Genomic DNA, 18,179 nt, shown 5'->3' with positions numbered 1-18,179 from the left:
GAGCTGGGCGTGAGCCTGTTCGAGCGCAGCCCGCGTGGGGTGGCGCTGACCGAAGCCGCCTCGGCATTGCTGCCGGAGGTGCAGCGATTACTCGACCAGGCCGATCGGGTCACCGTGCTGGCTGGTGAATTAGCACGAGGCACAGGGCCAGGACTCCGGCTGGGCTACTCTCGCTCGGCGGTGTCCGGGCCGGGAGAGGAACTGGTCCGGCGCTACCGCCAGCGATTTCCCGCGGTCCGAGTGCATTCCAGTGTCGGGCATACCAGCTTGAACCTGGCCCGGCTGCGCAGACGCCTCATCGACGTCGGGTTTGTGCGCTTACCACTCGCGCCGTCCGAACACGACCTCGAGGTCTTGGCGTTGGCGCGTGACAAGGTGCTACTGGCCGTGCCGGCCCAGCACCGCCTGGCCGGGGTCGCCCGCGTTGATCGGCGGTGCGTCCTCGACGAGCCTTTGGTGTTTTTCGACCGTGCCAAGAGCCCCGGGTTGTGGAGCGAGATTCTCGACCAGGTCTATCCCGACGGGCATCCGAATCCTGTGGCGATCGAGCCCGAGGAGACCTACATGCTTGCGGCGGTGTCGCGGGGGATCGGTGTCACGCTGATTCTGGAGTCGATCGCCGAGATCCTGAACATGCGCGGCGTGGTGGTCACCCGTTTCGAGGACCCGCAGCCAAGCGTGGCGTTGGGGCTGGCATGGCTGACACACAATCACAGCCCGCAGCTACGTGATTTCATCGACTTCGCGCGCGAAACGCTCGAAGCCGAAAGCTCACCGCGGCAACAGATGTAGCTCGACCTGTGCGGCGATGCGCGCGGCGATCTCGATCAGGGCGGTTTCACTACCGGGCGGGCCCACCAGTTGGATAGGGATCGGTGTCTGCCGTTTCAAGTCGACACCGATCGGAAAGCAGACCGCCGGGAGCCCGGCCGCGCTGGCCAGAGAGGTGAACCCGAGGCGGCGCGCGAACAGCGCGTCACTCGGGTTCAAGATTGTCGGCACCGTCGCCGCGATGGTGCCGGTAGGTACGGGCAGGCGTTGACTCAACGGCATCAGCCAAGCATCGACGCCGTGGTTGTCGAACAGTTCGGTGACGAGCGAACGCACTCGGTGCAACTCGTCTTGCACCGCGGCGTAGCGGGCCGACCGGACGGGCGCGATGAGGCCGAAGGCCGCGCGGGTTGCCTCGTCGAGTTCATCGCCGACCTCGGCGCTCCATCGTTGTCCCAACCGTTCGGTGTCGTAGGCGCACATCCGCCACGCATCGGCGCGACTGTGCCAAATCGTCGACAGGTCAACCGATCGCACACCGAGACCTCCGGCACGGGCCAGAGCGTCGACGTTGTGCACGGCCGCCACCACGTCGTCGTCACAGTCCTCGCCGAACACATCGGCTACGACACCGACAGTTCTCGTGCCGCCGCGAGATCGCAGGGTGGGGATGGTGTGGTCCAGGCCGAACTGTTCCCAGACATATGCAAGGTCGGCGACGGTCCGGGTGATCCAACCGGGCGCGTCCAGCACCGGCGAGACCGTCAGCAACCCCGGCAGCAGCGCCGGATGGTGTGTCATGCGCAACGCGACGACGCCGCAGCATCCGGCTGGGAACCGGACCGAACCGAGCACATCGGTCCCCAACGCTACGTCGCAAATATTGGCAGCGACCGCGACCGCACTGCCGGTGCTCGATCCGGCAGGGTCGACAGCGGGGAAATAGGGGTTCACACACCCGGAGGCCCGGCCCACGCTCAACTGTGTCGTGACCAGCTTCGCGAACAGCGCATCGACGGGCAGCCCGCGCAGGACCGACGCGGTGGTGTCCGGATAGGCACGATGGTGCGGCAGCCCCAGACGGGTCGGCCATCCGGCGATGTCGGCGGTGTCCTTCACACCGATCCGCACAGCCGGAATATCCGCGCCCAGTGGTAGATAGCTGCAACACCGGTAGCGTTCGTCGGCCACGGGAACCCATTGGCGGACTGCCTGCCGATAGCGCAGCAGTTCGTTCGGGTCCATTGCCGTACGTGCAACACGCTCCGAGAGCGGGCCGCGCAGTGCCTGCGGCAGTGTCGCGGTGTCTCTCGCCATCTGGCTGTTTTCCGGGGGGAGTGCGGAAGGTGCGTACATGGTGGATGCCGTTCCTGTCGAGATTTCTCTCGATTCAATCGCCGGGTGTCAGGCGACGTCCATGACAGATTCGTGCTCGGGTCAGAACAACCGGTTATGGCTTGATGACCGAGAACTCGAAGTTCTGACTTCAGCACATTCGTGTGCTGGACTCGGCGCCCGACGAATGCCTACCGTTTCGATGTCAGAACGTATGGAACACGCTGTGCTCGAGGATGGGCGGGAAACGATGTGATTGAATCCGAGCAAGGCATCCTCGACGCTATCGGCACGACACCGATTATTCGTTTGAAGAAACTCTTCCCCGACACCACGGGGCTGCGCGTATTCGCGAAACTGGAGGGCCTCAATCCGGGTGGCAGCATCAAAGACCGTCCGGCCGTCAATATGGTTCAGCGGGCCGTGGATTCGGGAATACTGGTTCCGGGGACCTCGACACTCGTCGAGTCGAGCTCGGGCAACCTCGGTATCGGGTTGGCGCAGGTATGCGCCTACCTGGGAATAGGGTTCATCTGTATCGCCGATACCAGAACCTCCCCTCAGAACATCAAGATCATGCGAGCGCTCGGCGCGGACGTACGCATCGTCGATCGTCCTGATCCGGTGACCGGCGAGTTGCTCACCGCACGTAAGGAACTCGTGCACAGACTGGTCGCAGCCATCCCCGGCGCGGTCAGCCTGGACCAGTACGCCAATCCATCCAATCCGCAGGCACACCACACGACGATGCACGAGATCGTCGCTTGGCTCGGCGAGGAGATCGATTTTGTTGTCTGCGCGACCGGCACGGTCGGAACCCTGCGCGGCTGTGCGGATTTCATCGCCGCGCACGGAATGAGGACCAAGCTGGTCGCCGTTGATGCGGTCGGTAGTGTCATCTTCGGGCAGCCCTCTCTGCCACGACTGATTCCCGGTCACGGCGCCTCCGAGCGCCCCGCACATTTCACCGAACGGCTGGCCGACCATGTGGTCCATGTGAGCGATGCCGACTGCGTTGAGGGTTGTCGGCGGCTAGCGGTCACCGAGGCAGTCCTCGCGGGTGGTTCCTCCGGCGGAATCACCGTCGCCGCACAGCGTTTCCTGAGCACACTCACCGCGGCTGCGACCTGCGTGCTGATCCTTCCCGACCGTGGCGAGCGTTACCTCGACACGATCTACGACGACGGGTGGGTCGGCCGGAACATCACTGCTCATCAGCTCGCCGAGCACCCTAACTAGACATTCGAGGATCTCAATGTTGATCTTGTCATCGGACCAGGTGAACCGCCTGCTCGCCGACACCGAACGCGATGTGCTCGAAGTCGTTCGTGCCGCCTATCTCGCGCACAGTCGTAGCCTCACCGTGGTACCGCATTCGAGCTTCTTGCGATTTCCGGAAAGTCCGGCCGATCGCATCATCTCGTTGGCCGCTTACCTCGGCGACGACGATCCGATCGCTGGAACCAAGTGGATCGCTTCATATCCCGGCAATATCACCGTCGGCATTCCCCGAGCGTCAGCCGCGATCATCCTGAATTCGACACGCACCGGACAACCCGTCGCCTTCCTCGAGGCCTCGAGGATCTCGGCCTGGCGCACGGCGGCCAGCGCGGCTCTGGGCGCCTCCGTCCTGCTCGCTGGTGGCGAGGCTTCGAGCGTGACTCTGATCGGCGCGGGGGTGATCAACGCCGAGATCTTCCGGTTCCTACGACATACCGTGCCGAATTTGCGTGAGGTTGCCATCTACGACCTGGATGCGGGCCGAGCCTGCGCGTTCGCCGACCGGATCGCCAGTGACCACCCTGACGTAGCTGTGCGTGCCGCCACCACATTCACCGAGGCAGTGCGCGGCCAGCCGCTGCTGTCGTTCGCGACGACGGCCTCCTCGCCTTACACCGATCTCGGCGAGGCGCGAGCGGATGCGGTCGTTCTGCATGTCTCGTTGCGTGATCTGACACCGGCCACGATCGTGTCGGCAGTCAATATCGTCGATGACACCGATCATGTGTGTCGAGCCCAGACATCGTTGCATTTGGCCGAACAAGCCACCGGCGGTAGAGATTTCATCACCGCGGAGATAGGTGCGCTGTTCGAGGACGGTGCCGAGGTACCCTCCGGTGGCCGCAAGATCTTCTCGCCGTTCGGACTCGGGGTCTTGGACATCGCGGTGGCCCGGTTCGTGGCCGATCGCGCGCGCGAGCACCGGGTGGGTGTCACGGTCGATGCCTTCCTACCGGCTGCGACCACATAGCAGCCGTCATGGATATCCACGACGGTCTGCAGAGCGCCACGATCGCGTCGAGCAGAGAAATTCTGTTCGAGTACTTTCAACACACTCACGCCGACGCCGGCATGCCGGTCCCGCTCGAGGTGGACGACCTCGATGACGAGCTGCGCCACGAATGCCTGCAACCGGCTGCGGTCTATCGCGCGCCATCGATGTTCGTTTTGGCCTACGACAGTGGCGAGTTGATCGGTTGTGCGGGGCTACGCACGATCGAACCGTGCACCGCTGAGCTGACCCGGCTGTATGTGCGAAAGGCTCACCGCGGCGGGCGTGGTGCCGAGCTGGCTGACTACATCATCGACCAAGCGCGGGAATCCGGTGCCTCGTCGATCGTGTTGAGCGTGTTGAGCAACCGTACGCACGCACGAAAACTGTATGCGAACTTAGGATTTCGAGAATTGCCCACAACGGCGGCCGGTGACGACTTTGTCGATATGTGTATGGCGCTGCCGCCACGGTCGTGAGCGGCGGTGGCCAGGCCAGTGGTCTTGCTGTCGTCGCGGCCCTGGACGCACGTTACGGTCCTCGCACACTTCCAAGCCCAGCACACGCAATGCGCGGCAGGCCGAGCTCACCGCCCTGACCGGCACGCCGACGGCGTTATCAGCCGTCCAGTCTCGCGAAATCGATCGCAGCGGCAAAGGGGCTCTCGAGTAGGAGTGCCCCCTCGTGAGTGTCGGCCAACCGATAGACCCGACTGGCCCAGTCCAGCCGGTATTCCTGAATCATCTTGATGTACAGGTCCGAACCGAGGTGGACGATCAGGTACACCGGAATACCCTCGTAGGCGTACTCGGCCAGCTTGTCGACCGTGTCGGTGTACCCGGATCCCGGTGACACGACCTCAACAACCATGAGGGCGTCGGCAGCTGTCAGTTTCGATCCGCGCTCGATACAGCGATAGACGGTGACATCCGGGCGGCGGAACGAGAAGGCTCCATCGCGCCGACGCCGTTTGCCGAAGTAAACGTCTATATCGGTGGAGACCCGGGTGCATGGATCGTCCGGTTTCGCGGCCTCGAGGTGGTTGGCCAGCCGTCGAGCGACGTCGCTGTGCTCGGCCGAGCCGCTCTGGCAGCGGATGACGTTGCCGTCGATGACCTCGATCAGCTTGCGCAACTGATCGGGCAGCTGGTCGTATTCGTCCTCGGTGAGTTCCAGAGCGCCCGGGTCGTCTGCCCATACCGGCAATACAGTCACTGGCCCGCCTTGCTACGAAAGAATTCACTGGTCGAGCACATGGTATGCCAGAACGATCCCGGGAACCTCCGAGGCCGGACCGCCCGCGAGGAGCTGACGACTCGCGTGCCCTCGACGCGAGGACGGTAGGACGACAGCGGAATTCGCAACCTGGTAACAACCCATACCGGCACTCCAGCAACTCTGCGACTGGTCGGCCAACGATGACCTTGTCGACGACCGCATGCTGATGAACCTCGGTGTCGTGTCGGCGTGTAATGGCATGATCGCCAAGGGATGTCACATGAATGGGGAGTGTGCGTGGGCGAGTCGTCGATAAGGCAGACGGACGAACAGCAAGCAGCGGTCGATGCTTTCGTACGAGGCGATCACCTGGCCATCCAGGCGGGCGCCGGCACCGGGAAGACGACCACACTGAGGATGCTGGCATCGGCGACACCCCAGCGCGGCCTCTACATCGCCTTCAACCGGGCCATCGCCGACGAGGCGAAGGCGAGGTTCTCGCGCGACATCAAGTGCCGCACGGCACACTCGATAGCCTTCCAGACCTACGGGCGGCGTTTCAGTGCCCGCTTGAACGCTCCACGTATCCCCTCCAGAGAGGTCGCCGCAGGACTCGGCATCCGCGGCGAGATGCGCATCGGCGATCGCAAGGTCAGTCCGCTCGCACGATCCTATGCAGCGGTGCGCACCGTGCTGCGGTTCTGCTATTCGGCTGACGACGTCATCGGCGCTCATCACGTCCCTCGAATGCGAGGGCTCGACAGCGCGGACAAACACCAGAAACTCATCGAGACCGTACTTCCCTTCGCGCACAAGGCGTGGGCCGACATCCAGAATCCCGAATCCGGCACCGTGCGATTCGAGCACGATCACTATCTGAAGCTCTGGGCGCTCAGCCGCCCGGTCCTGAACTACGACTTCATCTTGCTCGATGAGGCTCAGGACACAAACCCCGTGATCGAACAGGTTTTCAATGCGCAGCGAGGCTCGGCACAACTCGTAATGGTCGGCGACTCGGCCCAGGCCATCTACGGGTGGCGAGGCGCGCAGGATGTGATGACCGACTTCGACGGTACGAAACTCGGTCTGACTCAATCGTTTCGGTTCGGCCCTGCTGTTGCCGAGGAGGCCTATCGCTGGCTGTCGATTATCGACGCGCCGATCCGGCTCAGCGGCTACGGCCCGATCGCAACGACCGTCGGACCCGTCGAGCGCCCTGACGCGATCCTGTGCCGGACGAACTCCGGCGCAATGCGAGAAGTCCTCAACGCGCTGGAGGCAGGGGTGAAGGTCGCGTTGGTCGGCGGCGGCGGCCCGCTGCGTTCGCTGGCCGAAGCCGCCCGCGACTTGAAGGCGGGCCACAAGACGAGCCATCCCGAATTGTTCCTGTTCTCCTCCTGGGGCGAGGTCCAGGACTACGCCACGCAAGACCCTTCCGGCGCCGATCTCTACACCTTCGTCGAGCTGATCGATGACCACGGAGTGGACGCCATCCTGGAAGCCGTTGGCAAACTCAGCGACGAACGACACGCCCAGCTGACCGTCTCTACGGCGCACAAGGCCAAGGGCCGCGAGTGGAACACGGTGCGTATGGCCGACGATTTCTCCGAACCGGGCGAAGACGACGACGGACGCCCGAACCCGATCGACGACGCCGACGCCAGGCTGGCCTACGTCGCCGTCACCCGCGCCAAGACGCACCTGGACCTCGGCGGCCTGAAATGGATTCAAGACCACCCCGAGGGGCAACCTCACGGAGTCCGCCCCGACGTACCCCAACTGTTGCCTGGAGAGGACCGCGACTTCGGTGCCGGCCTGTTCGTGGACCTGGTGCCCTCGTCGTGCTGGTTCACCAATGTCCGCTACTGCGTCGACAAGCAAGACTGGGAACGGTTGCGCCGCATGGTCATTTCCAGGGCCGGGCGCCGATGCGAGGTCTGCGGCGCGACCAAGGACCCAGCCACTCGACGGTGGCTGGAGGCCCATGAGCGATGGGACTACGACAACGCACGCGCCATCCAGAGACTGCGGCGGATCATCCTGCTCTGCACCGACTGTCACCAGACCACCCACTTCGGCTACGCCCAGATCACAGGAAACGAGTCCCATGCCTTCAATCATCTGATGCGAGTCACCGGACTGTCCGCCACCGAGGCACAGCGCCACATCGCGGACGCATTTCGCTTGTGGGAGCGTCGATCTGCACGAGACTGGACATTGGACCTCAGCATCCTCAGCAGTGCCGACTTGACCGTCGTACGGCCGCCGGGCGCCGCCGACCGTGCCAGAATCGCGGTGACGCAACTGGCTGCTGTGGAGCGCGTAGAGGGTGGTCGGCGGCACGAGGCACAGCAGGCGAGTACCTCCGCGGTCGACGACCGCCGTCGCGTTCATCCCAACTCCCACATGCGTTGGACCGCCGAAGAAGAAGCCAGGCTGATACGCCGAGCAGGACAAGGAGCCAGCCTCGAACAATTGGTGAGCGAGTTCGGCCGGAACGCCAACGCGATCACGATCCGTCTGGAGCGAAACGGACTCATTCCACCGGCCGCCCGAGGCTGATGAGGGTCGTCCGCCTCGAGGATACTGCCGGACGGCGTCCAGGCTGGCCACGCCTCGGCGCGGGCACACTTCGTGCGCCGGGTTGGTCGGCCGCTATGCCGCCGGTACCGATGGGGGATCAGCCCGGGAAATCTCCAGGTCCGTCAAGCCCGGCGCCGCCGTCATACCCGAGTCGGCATTTGAACGCCGGAAAGGTTGCGGTGCTCAGCGATGCGCCGAAGTTGTCGGTCCCATAGTCGATCCTGGTGGTACGTCGGCTCCACACGAAAGGTTGTCCCCATGATGTCCAGCGAGGCGCTTCCACCCATCTACCGTGAGTTTGCCGCCGATGTGCCACAACACGCACTCGGCCGAATTGCCTGATGCTGCAATGGCTTTGACGCGGGAGCTGCTGTGATCGGATTCTCCGCCGAGTATCCCGGGAGGCAGTCCGGGCAGAGCAAGCCGAACTACTTCCTCCGATTACTCGAGTAAGCCCGCGCGATGAGATCGGCCGTTTCGGCGGCGATTGCAGTAACGCCACCATCGGACGATTCGGCGTCCCCGGGCGGGTGCGGTTGCGAAGCGGAACGGATTCGGTCGGCGGCCAGGTCGCGGAGAGTGGCGACCGGGCCGGTGAGTGCGCCGCCGGGACGCAATCGGTCCTCGCGCCAGGCGGCTACTGTCGTGATCGAGGCGTTGATTCCTTCCAGGGGGAGGACGTGTACCTGTTCGCCTGCGAAGACCTTTTCGGCTCCGGTGCAGCGGCCGGTGAGGGTGAAGGCTTGGCCAGTGGCTACGACGTGGGCGATGCCGTCGGGGGGCAGGGGGGTGGCTGCGGTGCAGCGGGGGGCGCCGCGGCGGCGGATCAGCTGTTCCACCTCTTCCAGGGAGGTCGGGCCGGCTCCGAAATCCATGGAAACGTATGGGAGATGGGATAGTTCGTCGAGGTGGATCGAGGTGCGGTCGTCGAAGCCGATGCCGGTGGCTACGACGACGCCGATCGGTTGGCACTCCAGGCGGGCCCGGCCTACGCCTCGCGCGCCGATCGGGTCGGTGACCAGGGCCAGGTCGACCGCGCCGGTTTGCAGTGCGCGCAGTAGGCCCGCGCCGTCGGCCGGGTGCAGGCGGACGGCGATGTCGGGGTGGGTAGACAGGGCGGTCAGGACCGCGGTTCGCACGGCGGCGGAGATCTCGGGGGCGATGCCGAGGGTCAGGGTGTGCGGGCACGCGCCTGTGGCCTCCCGGACCAGCGTCGGGACGGCGTCGACACGGCGCATGATCTCGCGGGCGGCGGGTAGCAGACTCGCGCCCGCGGTGGTGAGTTCGATGTGGTGATGGCCGCGGATGAACAGGTCGCGGCCGAGTTCGCGCTCCAGATCACGGATTCGGCGGCTCAGCGGCGAGGGCGACAGGTGCAGGCGGGCGGCCGCGCGGGAGAAACTGAGCTCCTCGGCGACGGCGATGAAGTAGCGCAGGTGCAGCATCTCCACCGGTCCACCTTACGGTCATCGGACCGTAGCGGTCATCTGCACCTGTCCGGATCGGTCGTGGTCAGGGCCACCGGGCGGTCCTACCGTCGAGGCATGATGCCCGCGAAGGTTCCGCTGACCGATCGGCTGCTCGGCGCGGTGGCGAGCCCGGCCACCGACGACGAATTCGACGTGTACGCCGCGTTCGGCGACGTTCTCGCGGGCATCGGAATGCACCCGGAGGACAGCGGCGGGCGGGTCGAATTCATCGGCGCGGATCCGATCGTGCCCAGCACCCTGCGTCTCGGTGCGGCGGGGGCGATCGGGCTCGCCGCCAAATCGGCTGCGGTGGCGAAACTTTCGCGGCTGCGCAGCGGTGCGGGCCAGGACATCGCCGTGGATCTGCGCACCGCCGTGCATCGGCTGGCCCCGTTCCACGGCCGCTGGGAACGGCTCAACGGATACCCGCCCGCCGCGCCGGTGAACGCCTCTCCCGCATTCGGTTTCGAGTTCTACCGGACCGCCGACGACCGCTGGGTGATGCCGCTGAATCCGTATCCGAGAATCAAGGTCGCCGCCCAGCGACTGCTCGGTGCGCCCGACGACGTGGACGCGGTGGCCGCGGCGATAAGACGCAGGCGCGCAAGGGATCTCGAGGAGGACGGGGCCCGTGCCGGAGTGGTGCTGCCGATGCTGCGCACCCTCGCGGAACTGACGGCCGAACCGCATTTCCGGGACGGACTCGCCGAGATGCCGTTGATCGAGATCACCCGGATCGCCGACAGCGCACCGGAACCGTTGCCCGCCACCCGGATTCAGCCCCTCGACGGCGTGCGCGCGCTCGGCATGGGACATGTGATCGCCGGCGCCGGAACCGGGCGGGCGCTGGCCCTGCACGGCGCCGACGTCCTGAACCTCTGGCGGCCGGGCGATTTCGAGCACGACGTGACGTACCTGACCGCGAATGTGGGCATCCGCTCCAGCACCGTCGACCCCTTCGACGCCGACGGCGCTCGGCTGGTGCGCGCCCTGCTCGCCGACGCCGACGTCTTCTTCGCCAATCGGCGGCCGGGATATCTCGCCCGGATCGGCCTGACCGCGGAGCAGGCCGCGCAGCTGCGGCCGGGCATCGTGCACGCGACGATCTCGCTGAACGGTGAGCGCGGCCCGTGGGCCGACCGGGTCGGCTTCGATCAGTCCGCGGGCTGCCTGACCGGCGCGATGCTGCTGGAGGGCACCCCCGAGCGGCCCGCGCTGTCGCCGATCACGGTCGTCAACGACTACCTCGTCGCCTGGCTGCTGACCACGGGCATCGTGGAGGCGCTGGCTCGGCGCGCGGTGGCGGGCGGCAGTTACCGGGTGCACGTCAGCCTGACCCGGGTCGCGCTGTGGATTCTCGGGATGGGGTATTTCGACCGGGACTACGCCGCCGAGGTCGCCGGAACCGATGACCGGCACCGCTCCCGGACGCCGGAGATGTTCACCGCGGACACGCCGCTGGGGCGCTATCGCGGTCTCACCGAACAGGTTTCGATGTCGGCCACCCCGGGGTGGTACCGCACGGTGCTGATGCCGCGCGGCGCCGCCCGGCCCGGCTGGCTGGTCACGCCGCGACGACGCGGACCGGCAGGGCGGTGATGCCGGTGAACTGGTACGAGCGCAATCGCGGTGTGGGACCGGTGATCTCGAAACGATCGACCTTGCGCGCCAGGGTCCGGAACATGATCTCGATCTCGGTCACGGCCAGATGTTTGCCGATGCAGAAATGCGGTCCGCCGCCGCCGAATCCGAGGTGCGGATTGGGGTCGCGGCCGATATCGAAGCTCTCGGGATCGGCGAAGACGGTTTCGTCGCGATTGGCCGACACCAGATGAGCCATCACCTTGTCACCGGCGCGGATCAGCTGCCCGCCCACCTCGGTGTCGGCCAGTGCGGTGCGCCGGAACACCTTGGTCGGCGAGACCCAGCGCACGATCTCCTCGGCGGCGGTGCGGGCCAGTTCCGGATCCTGTTTCAACCGCGTCCACTGGTCCGGGAACTGGGTGAACGCCTCGACCCCACCGGCGATCGAGTAGCGGGTGGTCTCGTTGCCCGCGACGGTCATCAGGATGAAGAACGCCTGGAATTCCTCGTCGGTCAGCTGATTTCCCTTGTCGTCGGGGCTGACCATCCTGGTGACGGTGTCGTCGAGCGGGCAGCGGCGACGTTGTGCGCCCAGTTCGGCGGCGTAGCCGGACATGCCGACCACCGCGTCCCGGGTCGCCTCCGCGCCGCCGTGCTCGTGATCGGTCTGCCCGGCGATCGCGCGCGACCATTCGAAGATCAGGTGCCGGTCCGAGCGCGGGATGCCCATCAGCTCGGCGATCACGATCAGCGGCAGTTCGGCGGCCACCGTCGGAACCAGATCGAATTCGCCCTGGGCCAAGGCGTTCTCGACGATGGCCTCGCACTCCTCCGCGATCCGGGCCCGCAGCCGATCCACCGCGCGGGGGGTGAAACCGCGATTGACCAGACCGCGGATGCGGCTGTGCCGGGGCGGGTCCTGGTGGATCATCATGCGCCGCTGCACATCGATGGCGACCTCGTCGAACTCCTGCGGCTGCGAACCCTTGCGCTCGGAGGAGAACAGTTCCGGATGACGGGCCACCTGGACGATGTCGGCATGCCGGGTCAGGGCCCAATGTCCTTCGGGCACTTCGGGATCGCGGTGGTGGAAGACCGGGGCCTGCCGGCGCAGCACCGCGAAGTCGGCGTACGGCGGACCGTCCAGATAGCGTTCCTGATCGAAGACGTCGATAGTATCGAGGCTGGTCAAGGGAATGGCTCCTTCACGGTCGGCCGTTTCGGCGGCTCGCCGCGGTCATGCACGGAATCTCGGTCGTGCACGGGATCTGTTGCGGGCGAGCATGTTTGCGCACCGGAAAGCCTAGGAAGGCAGGGCTGCTACGGGCACCCCTATCTCGGTCGCGACGGTCCCCTAGCCTCGGGGGCGGCGTCTCGAGTAGTAGGGGTTCGACCGACCTGCCGCTTGCCCTGTTGGCTGGGATGCTCGGGCGGTACGGATATCAGTCGCGCCGTTTTTCGACAACACAAGTTGTCAACGGGCCGAAGCGGCAGGCGCGCCGCTTCGACTTCATCCGGATCGACAACCTAGGTTGTCACTCAGACGCAGGTCGTCGGAATCCGCGCGCGCTGACCGCCAGCGTGGCTCCGCGCTACTCGGCATCCCCGCCCTGCGGCCAGCGCTTCCGCGCCGCTTGCCGGGTGATCCCCACCAGCCGGCCGACGTCACCGTACGACGCACCGGCGGCCAATGCGGCACGAGCGCATTCGTCGACCCGCGCCGTCGCGGCCCGCCGCGCGGCATCCGCCTCGGCCAGCGCGTCCAGGGCCGAACCCGGTGTCGCACCGGCAGATTCGGCGTCGCCCAGCACCAACGGCCGCAGACACGGTCCGAGCAGGTCGACCAGGCGTTCGGCGGGCGCGTCGGCGACGCCGGGCAGATGCACCATGTAGCGGGCGACCAGAACGCCCAGCACCAGCGTGCCGATCAGCACCGACCGCCGCTCGGCATCGGGGCCGACCAGCACCCGGGTCCACGGGCTGGTCTCCGGATTCATGATCGCGCAGCGCACGGCGTGCGCCGCCTCGGGATGGGTGAGCATCGAGCGCAGCACCGGCATCGTCCGGTCCTCCTTGCGGTCCACATCCGCCATGGCGTGCCGGAGCAGGCGCTCGCCCAGTTCCTCCGGCGGGCCCTCGAGCGCGTCGTCGAGGGTCTCCGGAATGCCCGCGACCTCGTCGAAAAGGGCACTCTTGGTGCCGAAGTGCTGCATCACCAATGCCGGGTCGACGTCGGCGCGCTGCGCGATGGCGCGGATGGTGGTCTCGATGTAGCCACGCTCGGCGAACAACTCGCGCGCCGCGTCCAGAATCAGCTGCCTGGTCTGGCGACGACGCTCGGCGCGGCTGGCCGGAGCCGCCGCGGCCTCCCGGACCGGCGCCTCCATTTCGTGAACCGGCATGACAACCTCACTCAACATGTGTAGACGAAAATGCTTCGCGGCCCTATGCTGAATTGAGTCTACAAGCGTGGAGCCGATGCGCAGTGCCGCGCGGTCGCTCACCCCGCCCTCTCCCCGACCTTCCCGAACGGACTGTTGATGACCAGCCGAGATATCCAGCCCGACAACAGAATCCCCGCCGCGGACCCGCCACCGGATCCCGCCACGAGCACCCGCAATCGCCGGTTGTCGATCGCGCTGGGCGTCATCGTGACCTGTCAGCTCATGGTCGCGGTGGACAGCAACGTCGTCAATATCGCGCTGCCGGAGATCCAGTCCGGGCTCCGGATGTCCGCGCAGTCGCTGGCCTGGGTCTTCAGCGCCTATTCGCTGGCCTACGGCGGACTGCTGCTGCTGGGCGGGCGCGCCAGCGACATCCTCGGCCGGCGCCGGATGTTCTCCTGGGGTCTGGGGCTGCTGGTCGTGGCCTCGATCCTGGGCGGCATCGCGCCGAACGGCGGTCTGCTGATCGCCGCGCGGGCACTCCAGGGCGTCGGTTTCGCCTTCGCCGGACCGGCCGCGCTGTCGATGATCGCGGCCACCTTCGCCGAGGGCCCGCAGCGCACCCGGGCACTGGGGGTGTTCTCGATGGTCACCGGACTCGGGATCACACTGGGCCTCATCGTCGGCGGCGTACTCACCAGCTTCAGCTGGCGGCTGGTGTTCTTCATCAACGTGCCGATCGGCCTGGTGACCATTCTGCTGGCGCGCCGCTATCTCGACGAAACCGAGCGTCACCGTGGCACTTTCGATCTTCTCGGTGCGATCGTGTCCACGCTGGGCATGGTCGGCATCGTCTACGGCCTGACCAATATCACCAACGGCTGGACCGCGCCCGGAACCGTGATCCCGTTCGTCGTGGGCGTGGTGCTGGTGGCCGGATTCATCTTCATCGAACGCCACGCCGAGCAGCCGATCATGCCGTTGCGGTTGCTGGGCAACCGGATTCGGGGCGGCGCGTATCTGACGTTCGTGCTGTTGATGGCGACCATGGCCGGTACCTACATCCTGCTGTCGCTCTACATCCAGGACGCGCTCGGCTTCGGTCCGCTGGTGGCCGGTCTCGCCTTCCTGCCGATGGCGGTCGTGCAGTTCGCGGTCGCGAAGTGGGCTCCGAAGATCATCGCCCGGTTCGGGCGTAAACGGGTCCTGGTGACCGGCGTGGTGCTGATGCTGGCCGAGGCGGTGTGGCTGACCACCACCACCGGTTCGAGCAACTACTTCACCGGTGTGCTCGCGCCGTTCATCCTGTTGGGAGCCGGTCTGAGCCTGGCCTTCGTCACCCTGAACATGACCGTGCTCGGCGGTCTGGAACCACGCGACATGGGTGCGGCGTCCGGTCTGTTGCAGGCGACGCAGCAGATCGGCCTGTCGCTGGGTGTCGGCATTCTGACCACGATCTACCAGTCCGCCCGCATCGCTCACGAACACACCGGCGCCACCACGCACGACGCGTTGGCGCACGGGTTGTCCACGGCGGTCATCGCGGCGGTCGCCTTCGCGGCGGCGGCGCTGCTGATCAGCCTGTTCGTGATCAAGGAGCCGAAGCAACCGGCGGCCTGACGCGGCGAGCCTCCACCGCACGACCGCGGTGGAGGCCGTGGCGCTCACGCCGCGCCGCGCCGGACCGTGTCCGAACCGCCTGGCCGGGGCCGTAATTCGACCCCCACCGCGCGCGGAGTGAAGCCGCTGTGCAGATAGGCCGCCAGATCACCGCGCCCCTTCACGCGCAGCTTCCGGTACACCCGGGTCAGATGCTGTTCGACCGTGCTGACCGTGATGTACAGCTCCGCGGCGATCTCGCGGTTGGTGCGGCCGCGCGCCGCGAGCATGACCACGCGACGTTCGGCGGCGCTCAGGACGTCGCTGTCACCGTCGTCGAGGCCCGCCGCGCGCACCGGCAGGATCGATTCGATGGGTCGGCGGCCGATGTCGAGCCGATGCAGCAGCGGTTCCAGGGCCAGTTCCTCGGCCAGCCGGGTCGCGCGCTGGGCCGTCTGCCGCGCACGGCGGGGCTCACCGAGCCGCACCTGTGCGTCGCCCAGATCGGCCAGCGCGTACGCCAATTCCATTCGGTCCGGGGAGTTTTCGAGGGATTCGATCGCCCGCAGCAGCATGTCGCGGCGGGCGCCGTCGTCGCATTCGGTGGCCGCGACGGTGCGCAGCGCGATCCCGTACGCGCGGGGCTGGCCCGGATTCGTGCGGGCGAGTTGCGCGGCGGCCAGTTCGGCGGCCTGGCGATCCCGGCCCAGTCGCAGCAGCACCGCCACCGCGTCGGCCCGCCACGGCAGGAAGGTGGGCTGGTCGATATCCCATTCGACCATCAGCCTGCCGCACGTCGACAGATCGTCCAGGGCCGCCCACAGCCGATCGCCCGCCAGCAGCCGCCGGCCCCGGGCGTAGAGGAACTGCACGCCGTAGCGGGTGTCGAAGACGGCGTCGGGCAGCTGGATCAGGCAATCGCCCGCGGTCTGCCAGTCGCCCAGGGCGGTCGCGGCGATCAGCACCCGCGAGACGACGGTGCCCAGCGCCACCCCCCACGCCTGCCGCGGGATCAGCTCCAGCGCCGCCAGTCCGTCGCGTCGGGCCGCGGCCATATCGCCGCGCCGGATGGCGATCTCGGCACGCGTGGCGGTCAACAGCGCCTGCCAGGTCACGGCCTGTCGCGCTGCCGATTCGCGCAGGAGCGAATCGCACCAGCGCTCGGCGAGATCGACCCGATCCGCGTGCACCAGCGACAGCAGCGCGGACACGATCGACGCCAGCGACGGGCCCGACAACCGGGTGGTCTGCAACAACCATTCCGCCGTCGGCACGGTGTGTTCGGTGGGGCCGATCTCGAGGACGTCGGCCAGCAGGCCGGGCCCGCGCACCGACCGGTTGGCGATGATGCGCACCCGGGCGCCACCCGAGGGTTCGTTGTCGCCGGTGCCGGCCAGCAGACCGGGGTGGGTGGACCGCATCCAGGTGCGGATCGAGGTGAGATCGGCCGCGCAGCGATCCTCGAGGGCGTCGTCGGACCGCTCGATGTGTTCGAGGATCTCGGTCGCCGCGCCCGAACATCCTTGCCACAGCAGCGGATTCAGCAACCCGACCAGTTCTCGGACCGGCACCCGGCCCGCGCGCGCCGCGGTGAGCACGGTCGCCACCGATTGGGCGGTGTTGTCCGGGTTGCTGTGCGAGTCCACGTGGATGCGCAGAATCGCCAGTGCCACTTGCTGTTCCGCGGTTGTCACCACGGGTTCGGCGGCGCGCAGGCATTTGGCCGCGAATTCGGTGTCGTCGCGCTGCACCGCCTCGCGCGCCGCGTTCAGCAGGATCTCGAGCGCCCAGGGTTCGCGCACGGCGGCGGCCGCGACCAGATGGACCGCGATGCGATCGGGTCGGCGGTCGTCCTCGTAGAGTAGCCCGGCGACGCGGCGATGCAGGTCGGCGCGTTCGGCGATGTCGAGCTCGCCGAGCACCGCGGCCCGCGCCGCGGGATGCCGGTAGCGTTCCCCGTCCAGGATGCCCGCCTCGGTGAGCGCCAGCACGATCGCCGCGGCGGTGGCCTCGTCCTCGCCGATCAGCTGGGGCAGCAGCGCGAACGATCCCGATTCGGCCAGCACCGCCAGACAGCGGGCGGCCCGCAGGAACCGGTGGCAGCCGCGATGCGCGCACGCCAGCGCGGCCTTGGCGAACTCGTCACCGGCGACCGGATCGGAAAGTCGTTGTGCCAGTGCCACTCCGGCCGATCCGTTGTCCTCGGTCAGGGCGCGCAGCAGGAACGGGCTGCCGCCGGTGAGGCGGTGCCAGGACTGCGCCAGCCCCGGCCCGACCGGTACGCCGATGCGCTCGGACAGCGTCTCCCGGACGCCGTCGACGCTCAGCGGGCCGGTACGCAACAGGTGGAACCGGGGCTGGCGGAGTAGTTCGGTGATCTGCACCGCGCGCTCGTCACCGGCGAACGACGGGAGATCGGTGCGGGTTCCGATGATCATGACCCGGGACGACCGCAGCCGACCGCTGAAATACAGCAGCGACTGGAGGGAGGCCAGATCCGCGTACTGGAGGTCATCGACGATGATGGCGACCGGGGCCTGTGCCGACAACCGCAGCACCATCGCCCACAGTTCCTGGTTCGCGTGATTGCGCAACACCTGCGCGTCCCGCTCACCGGACCCGCCGATGAGCCGGGATGCGCTGTCGGACAGCAACCGCCGGATGCGCGCGTGATCGTCCTGGTCACGCAGGCCCGCGAACAGTTGCTGCAGAATTCCGAACGCCTGATCGCATTCTCGTGGCGAACCGACGGCTTCGAGGATTGTGGCGCCCGCCGCGGACAACTGTTCCGCGAATATCTGGAGCAATTCCGTCTTGCCGCTCCCAACCGGACCGGCAATCAGCGATATTCCCCCTTTACCGGCAATACATTGATGATGGATCCGCTCCAGTGTGACAAGCTGTGATCGACGTTCGGCAAACAACGGGCGCCCTCATCTCGCTCTTGGCGACCACGCACCGGGG

13 protein-coding genes are annotated in these 18,179 nt (G+C 66.9%); 7 read left to right on the top strand and 6 right to left on the bottom strand.

Going from position 1 to position 18,179, the window contains the following annotated elements; genetic code table 11:
- The first annotated feature begins 9 nt into the window (after window positions 1-9).
- Window positions 10-792 (top strand): LysR substrate-binding domain-containing protein, encoded by a 783-nt coding sequence (locus NRB20_RS16260; RefSeq protein ID WP_319944992.1) that lies wholly within the window; start codon window positions 10-12, stop codon window positions 790-792.
- On the opposite strand, the gene NRB20_RS16255 is transcribed toward NRB20_RS16260, so the two are convergent.
- On the bottom strand, window positions 772-2,088 hold the full coding sequence (locus NRB20_RS16255) for an amidase family protein (protein WP_194289880.1): 1,317 nt from the start codon (window positions 2,086-2,088) through the stop codon (window positions 772-774). The two genes, NRB20_RS16260 and NRB20_RS16255, sit on opposite strands and share 21 nt — an antisense overlap.
- A 270-nt stretch (window positions 2,089-2,358) precedes the next feature.
- Between NRB20_RS16255 and sbnA the strand changes: the two genes are divergently transcribed.
- Genes sbnA through NRB20_RS16240 form a run of 3 tightly spaced genes read left to right on the top strand, consistent with a single transcriptional unit; the run spans window position 2,359 to window position 4,857 of the window.
- Window positions 2,359-3,345, top strand: coding sequence for a 2,3-diaminopropionate biosynthesis protein SbnA (sbnA, locus tag NRB20_RS16250; protein ID WP_319944991.1), 987 nt, complete (start codon window positions 2,359-2,361; stop codon window positions 3,343-3,345).
- A gap of 16 nt (window positions 3,346-3,361) precedes the next feature.
- Entirely contained in the window at window positions 3,362-4,357 is a 996-nt protein-coding gene (gene sbnB, locus NRB20_RS16245; protein WP_153410972.1) for a 2,3-diaminopropionate biosynthesis protein SbnB, read from the top strand.
- An 8-nt stretch (window positions 4,358-4,365) separates the two neighbouring features.
- On the top strand, window positions 4,366-4,857 hold the full coding sequence (locus NRB20_RS16240) for a GNAT family N-acetyltransferase (protein WP_153410971.1): 492 nt from the start codon (window positions 4,366-4,368) through the stop codon (window positions 4,855-4,857).
- A 139-nt stretch (window positions 4,858-4,996) separates the two neighbouring features.
- Here NRB20_RS16240 and NRB20_RS16235 read toward each other — a convergent pair whose 3' ends face one another.
- A complete protein-coding gene (locus tag NRB20_RS16235) occupies window positions 4,997-5,593 on the bottom strand; it encodes a Uma2 family endonuclease (RefSeq protein WP_319944990.1) in 597 nt (198 codons plus the stop codon).
- Window positions 5,594-5,893: 300 nt separating this feature from the next.
- Here NRB20_RS16235 and NRB20_RS38150 point away from each other — a divergent pair, with 300 nt between their 5' ends.
- A complete protein-coding gene (locus tag NRB20_RS38150; protein ID WP_319944989.1) occupies window positions 5,894-8,158 on the top strand; it encodes a UvrD-helicase domain-containing protein in 2,265 nt (754 codons plus the stop codon).
- A gap of 449 nt (window positions 8,159-8,607) precedes the next feature.
- Here NRB20_RS38150 and NRB20_RS16225 read toward each other — a convergent pair whose 3' ends face one another.
- Window positions 8,608-9,624, bottom strand: coding sequence for a LysR family transcriptional regulator (locus NRB20_RS16225; RefSeq protein WP_264766356.1), 1,017 nt, complete (start codon window positions 9,622-9,624; stop codon window positions 8,608-8,610).
- Window positions 9,625-9,723: 99 nt separating this feature from the next.
- Between NRB20_RS16225 and NRB20_RS16220 the strand changes: the two genes are divergently transcribed.
- Complete coding sequence (locus NRB20_RS16220; RefSeq protein ID WP_153410968.1) at window positions 9,724-11,247, top strand: CoA transferase; 1,524 nt, start codon at window positions 9,724-9,726, stop codon at window positions 11,245-11,247.
- On the opposite strand, the gene NRB20_RS16215 is transcribed toward NRB20_RS16220, so the two are convergent.
- On the bottom strand, window positions 11,213-12,424 hold the full coding sequence (locus NRB20_RS16215; RefSeq protein WP_153410967.1) for a cytochrome P450: 1,212 nt from the start codon (window positions 12,422-12,424) through the stop codon (window positions 11,213-11,215). The two genes, NRB20_RS16220 and NRB20_RS16215, sit on opposite strands and share 35 nt — an antisense overlap.
- Window positions 12,425-12,824: 400 nt before the next feature.
- Complete coding sequence (locus NRB20_RS16210) at window positions 12,825-13,634, bottom strand: TetR/AcrR family transcriptional regulator (RefSeq protein WP_194289879.1); 810 nt, start codon at window positions 13,632-13,634, stop codon at window positions 12,825-12,827.
- A gap of 138 nt (window positions 13,635-13,772) precedes the next feature.
- On the opposite strand from NRB20_RS16210, the gene NRB20_RS16205 reads away from it, so the two are divergent.
- Window positions 13,773-15,236, top strand: coding sequence for an MFS transporter (locus tag NRB20_RS16205; RefSeq protein WP_153410965.1), 1,464 nt, complete (start codon window positions 13,773-13,775; stop codon window positions 15,234-15,236).
- 44 nt (window positions 15,237-15,280) lie between these two features.
- Here NRB20_RS16205 and NRB20_RS16200 read toward each other — a convergent pair whose 3' ends face one another.
- Entirely contained in the window at window positions 15,281-18,139 is a 2,859-nt protein-coding gene (locus tag NRB20_RS16200; RefSeq protein ID WP_153410964.1) for a helix-turn-helix transcriptional regulator, read from the bottom strand.
- Window positions 18,140-18,179: the final 40 nt, after the last annotated feature.

Origin of the sequence: Nocardia macrotermitis (genome assembly GCF_009604405.1) — a bacterium.
Taxonomy (GTDB): Bacteria; Actinomycetota; Actinomycetes; order Mycobacteriales; family Mycobacteriaceae; genus Nocardia; species Nocardia macrotermitis.
Note: the sequence above shows the minus strand (reverse complement) of the source record. Positions and strands in the feature narration are given on the sequence as shown.

Bases quoted from the DNA above. Each gene is read 5' to 3' on its own strand.
- NRB20_RS16255 (WP_194289880.1), bottom strand. From the start codon at position 2,088: ATGGCGAGAGACACCGCGACACTGCCGCAGGCACTGCGCGGCCCGCTC.
- sbnB (WP_153410972.1), top strand. From the start codon at position 3,362: ATGTTGATCTTGTCATCGGACCAGGTGAACCGCCTGCTCGCCGACACC.
- NRB20_RS16240 (WP_153410971.1), top strand. From the start codon at position 4,366: ATGGATATCCACGACGGTCTGCAGAGCGCCACGATCGCGTCGAGCAGA.
- NRB20_RS16225 (WP_264766356.1), bottom strand. From the start codon at position 9,624: ATGCTGCACCTGCGCTACTTCATCGCCGTCGCCGAGGAGCTCAGTTTC.
- NRB20_RS16220 (WP_153410968.1), top strand. From the start codon at position 9,724: ATGATGCCCGCGAAGGTTCCGCTGACCGATCGGCTGCTCGGCGCGGTG.
- NRB20_RS16210 (WP_194289879.1), bottom strand. From the start codon at position 13,634: ATGCCGGTTCACGAAATGGAGGCGCCGGTCCGGGAGGCCGCGGCGGCT.
- NRB20_RS16205 (WP_153410965.1), top strand. From the start codon at position 13,773: ATGACCAGCCGAGATATCCAGCCCGACAACAGAATCCCCGCCGCGGAC.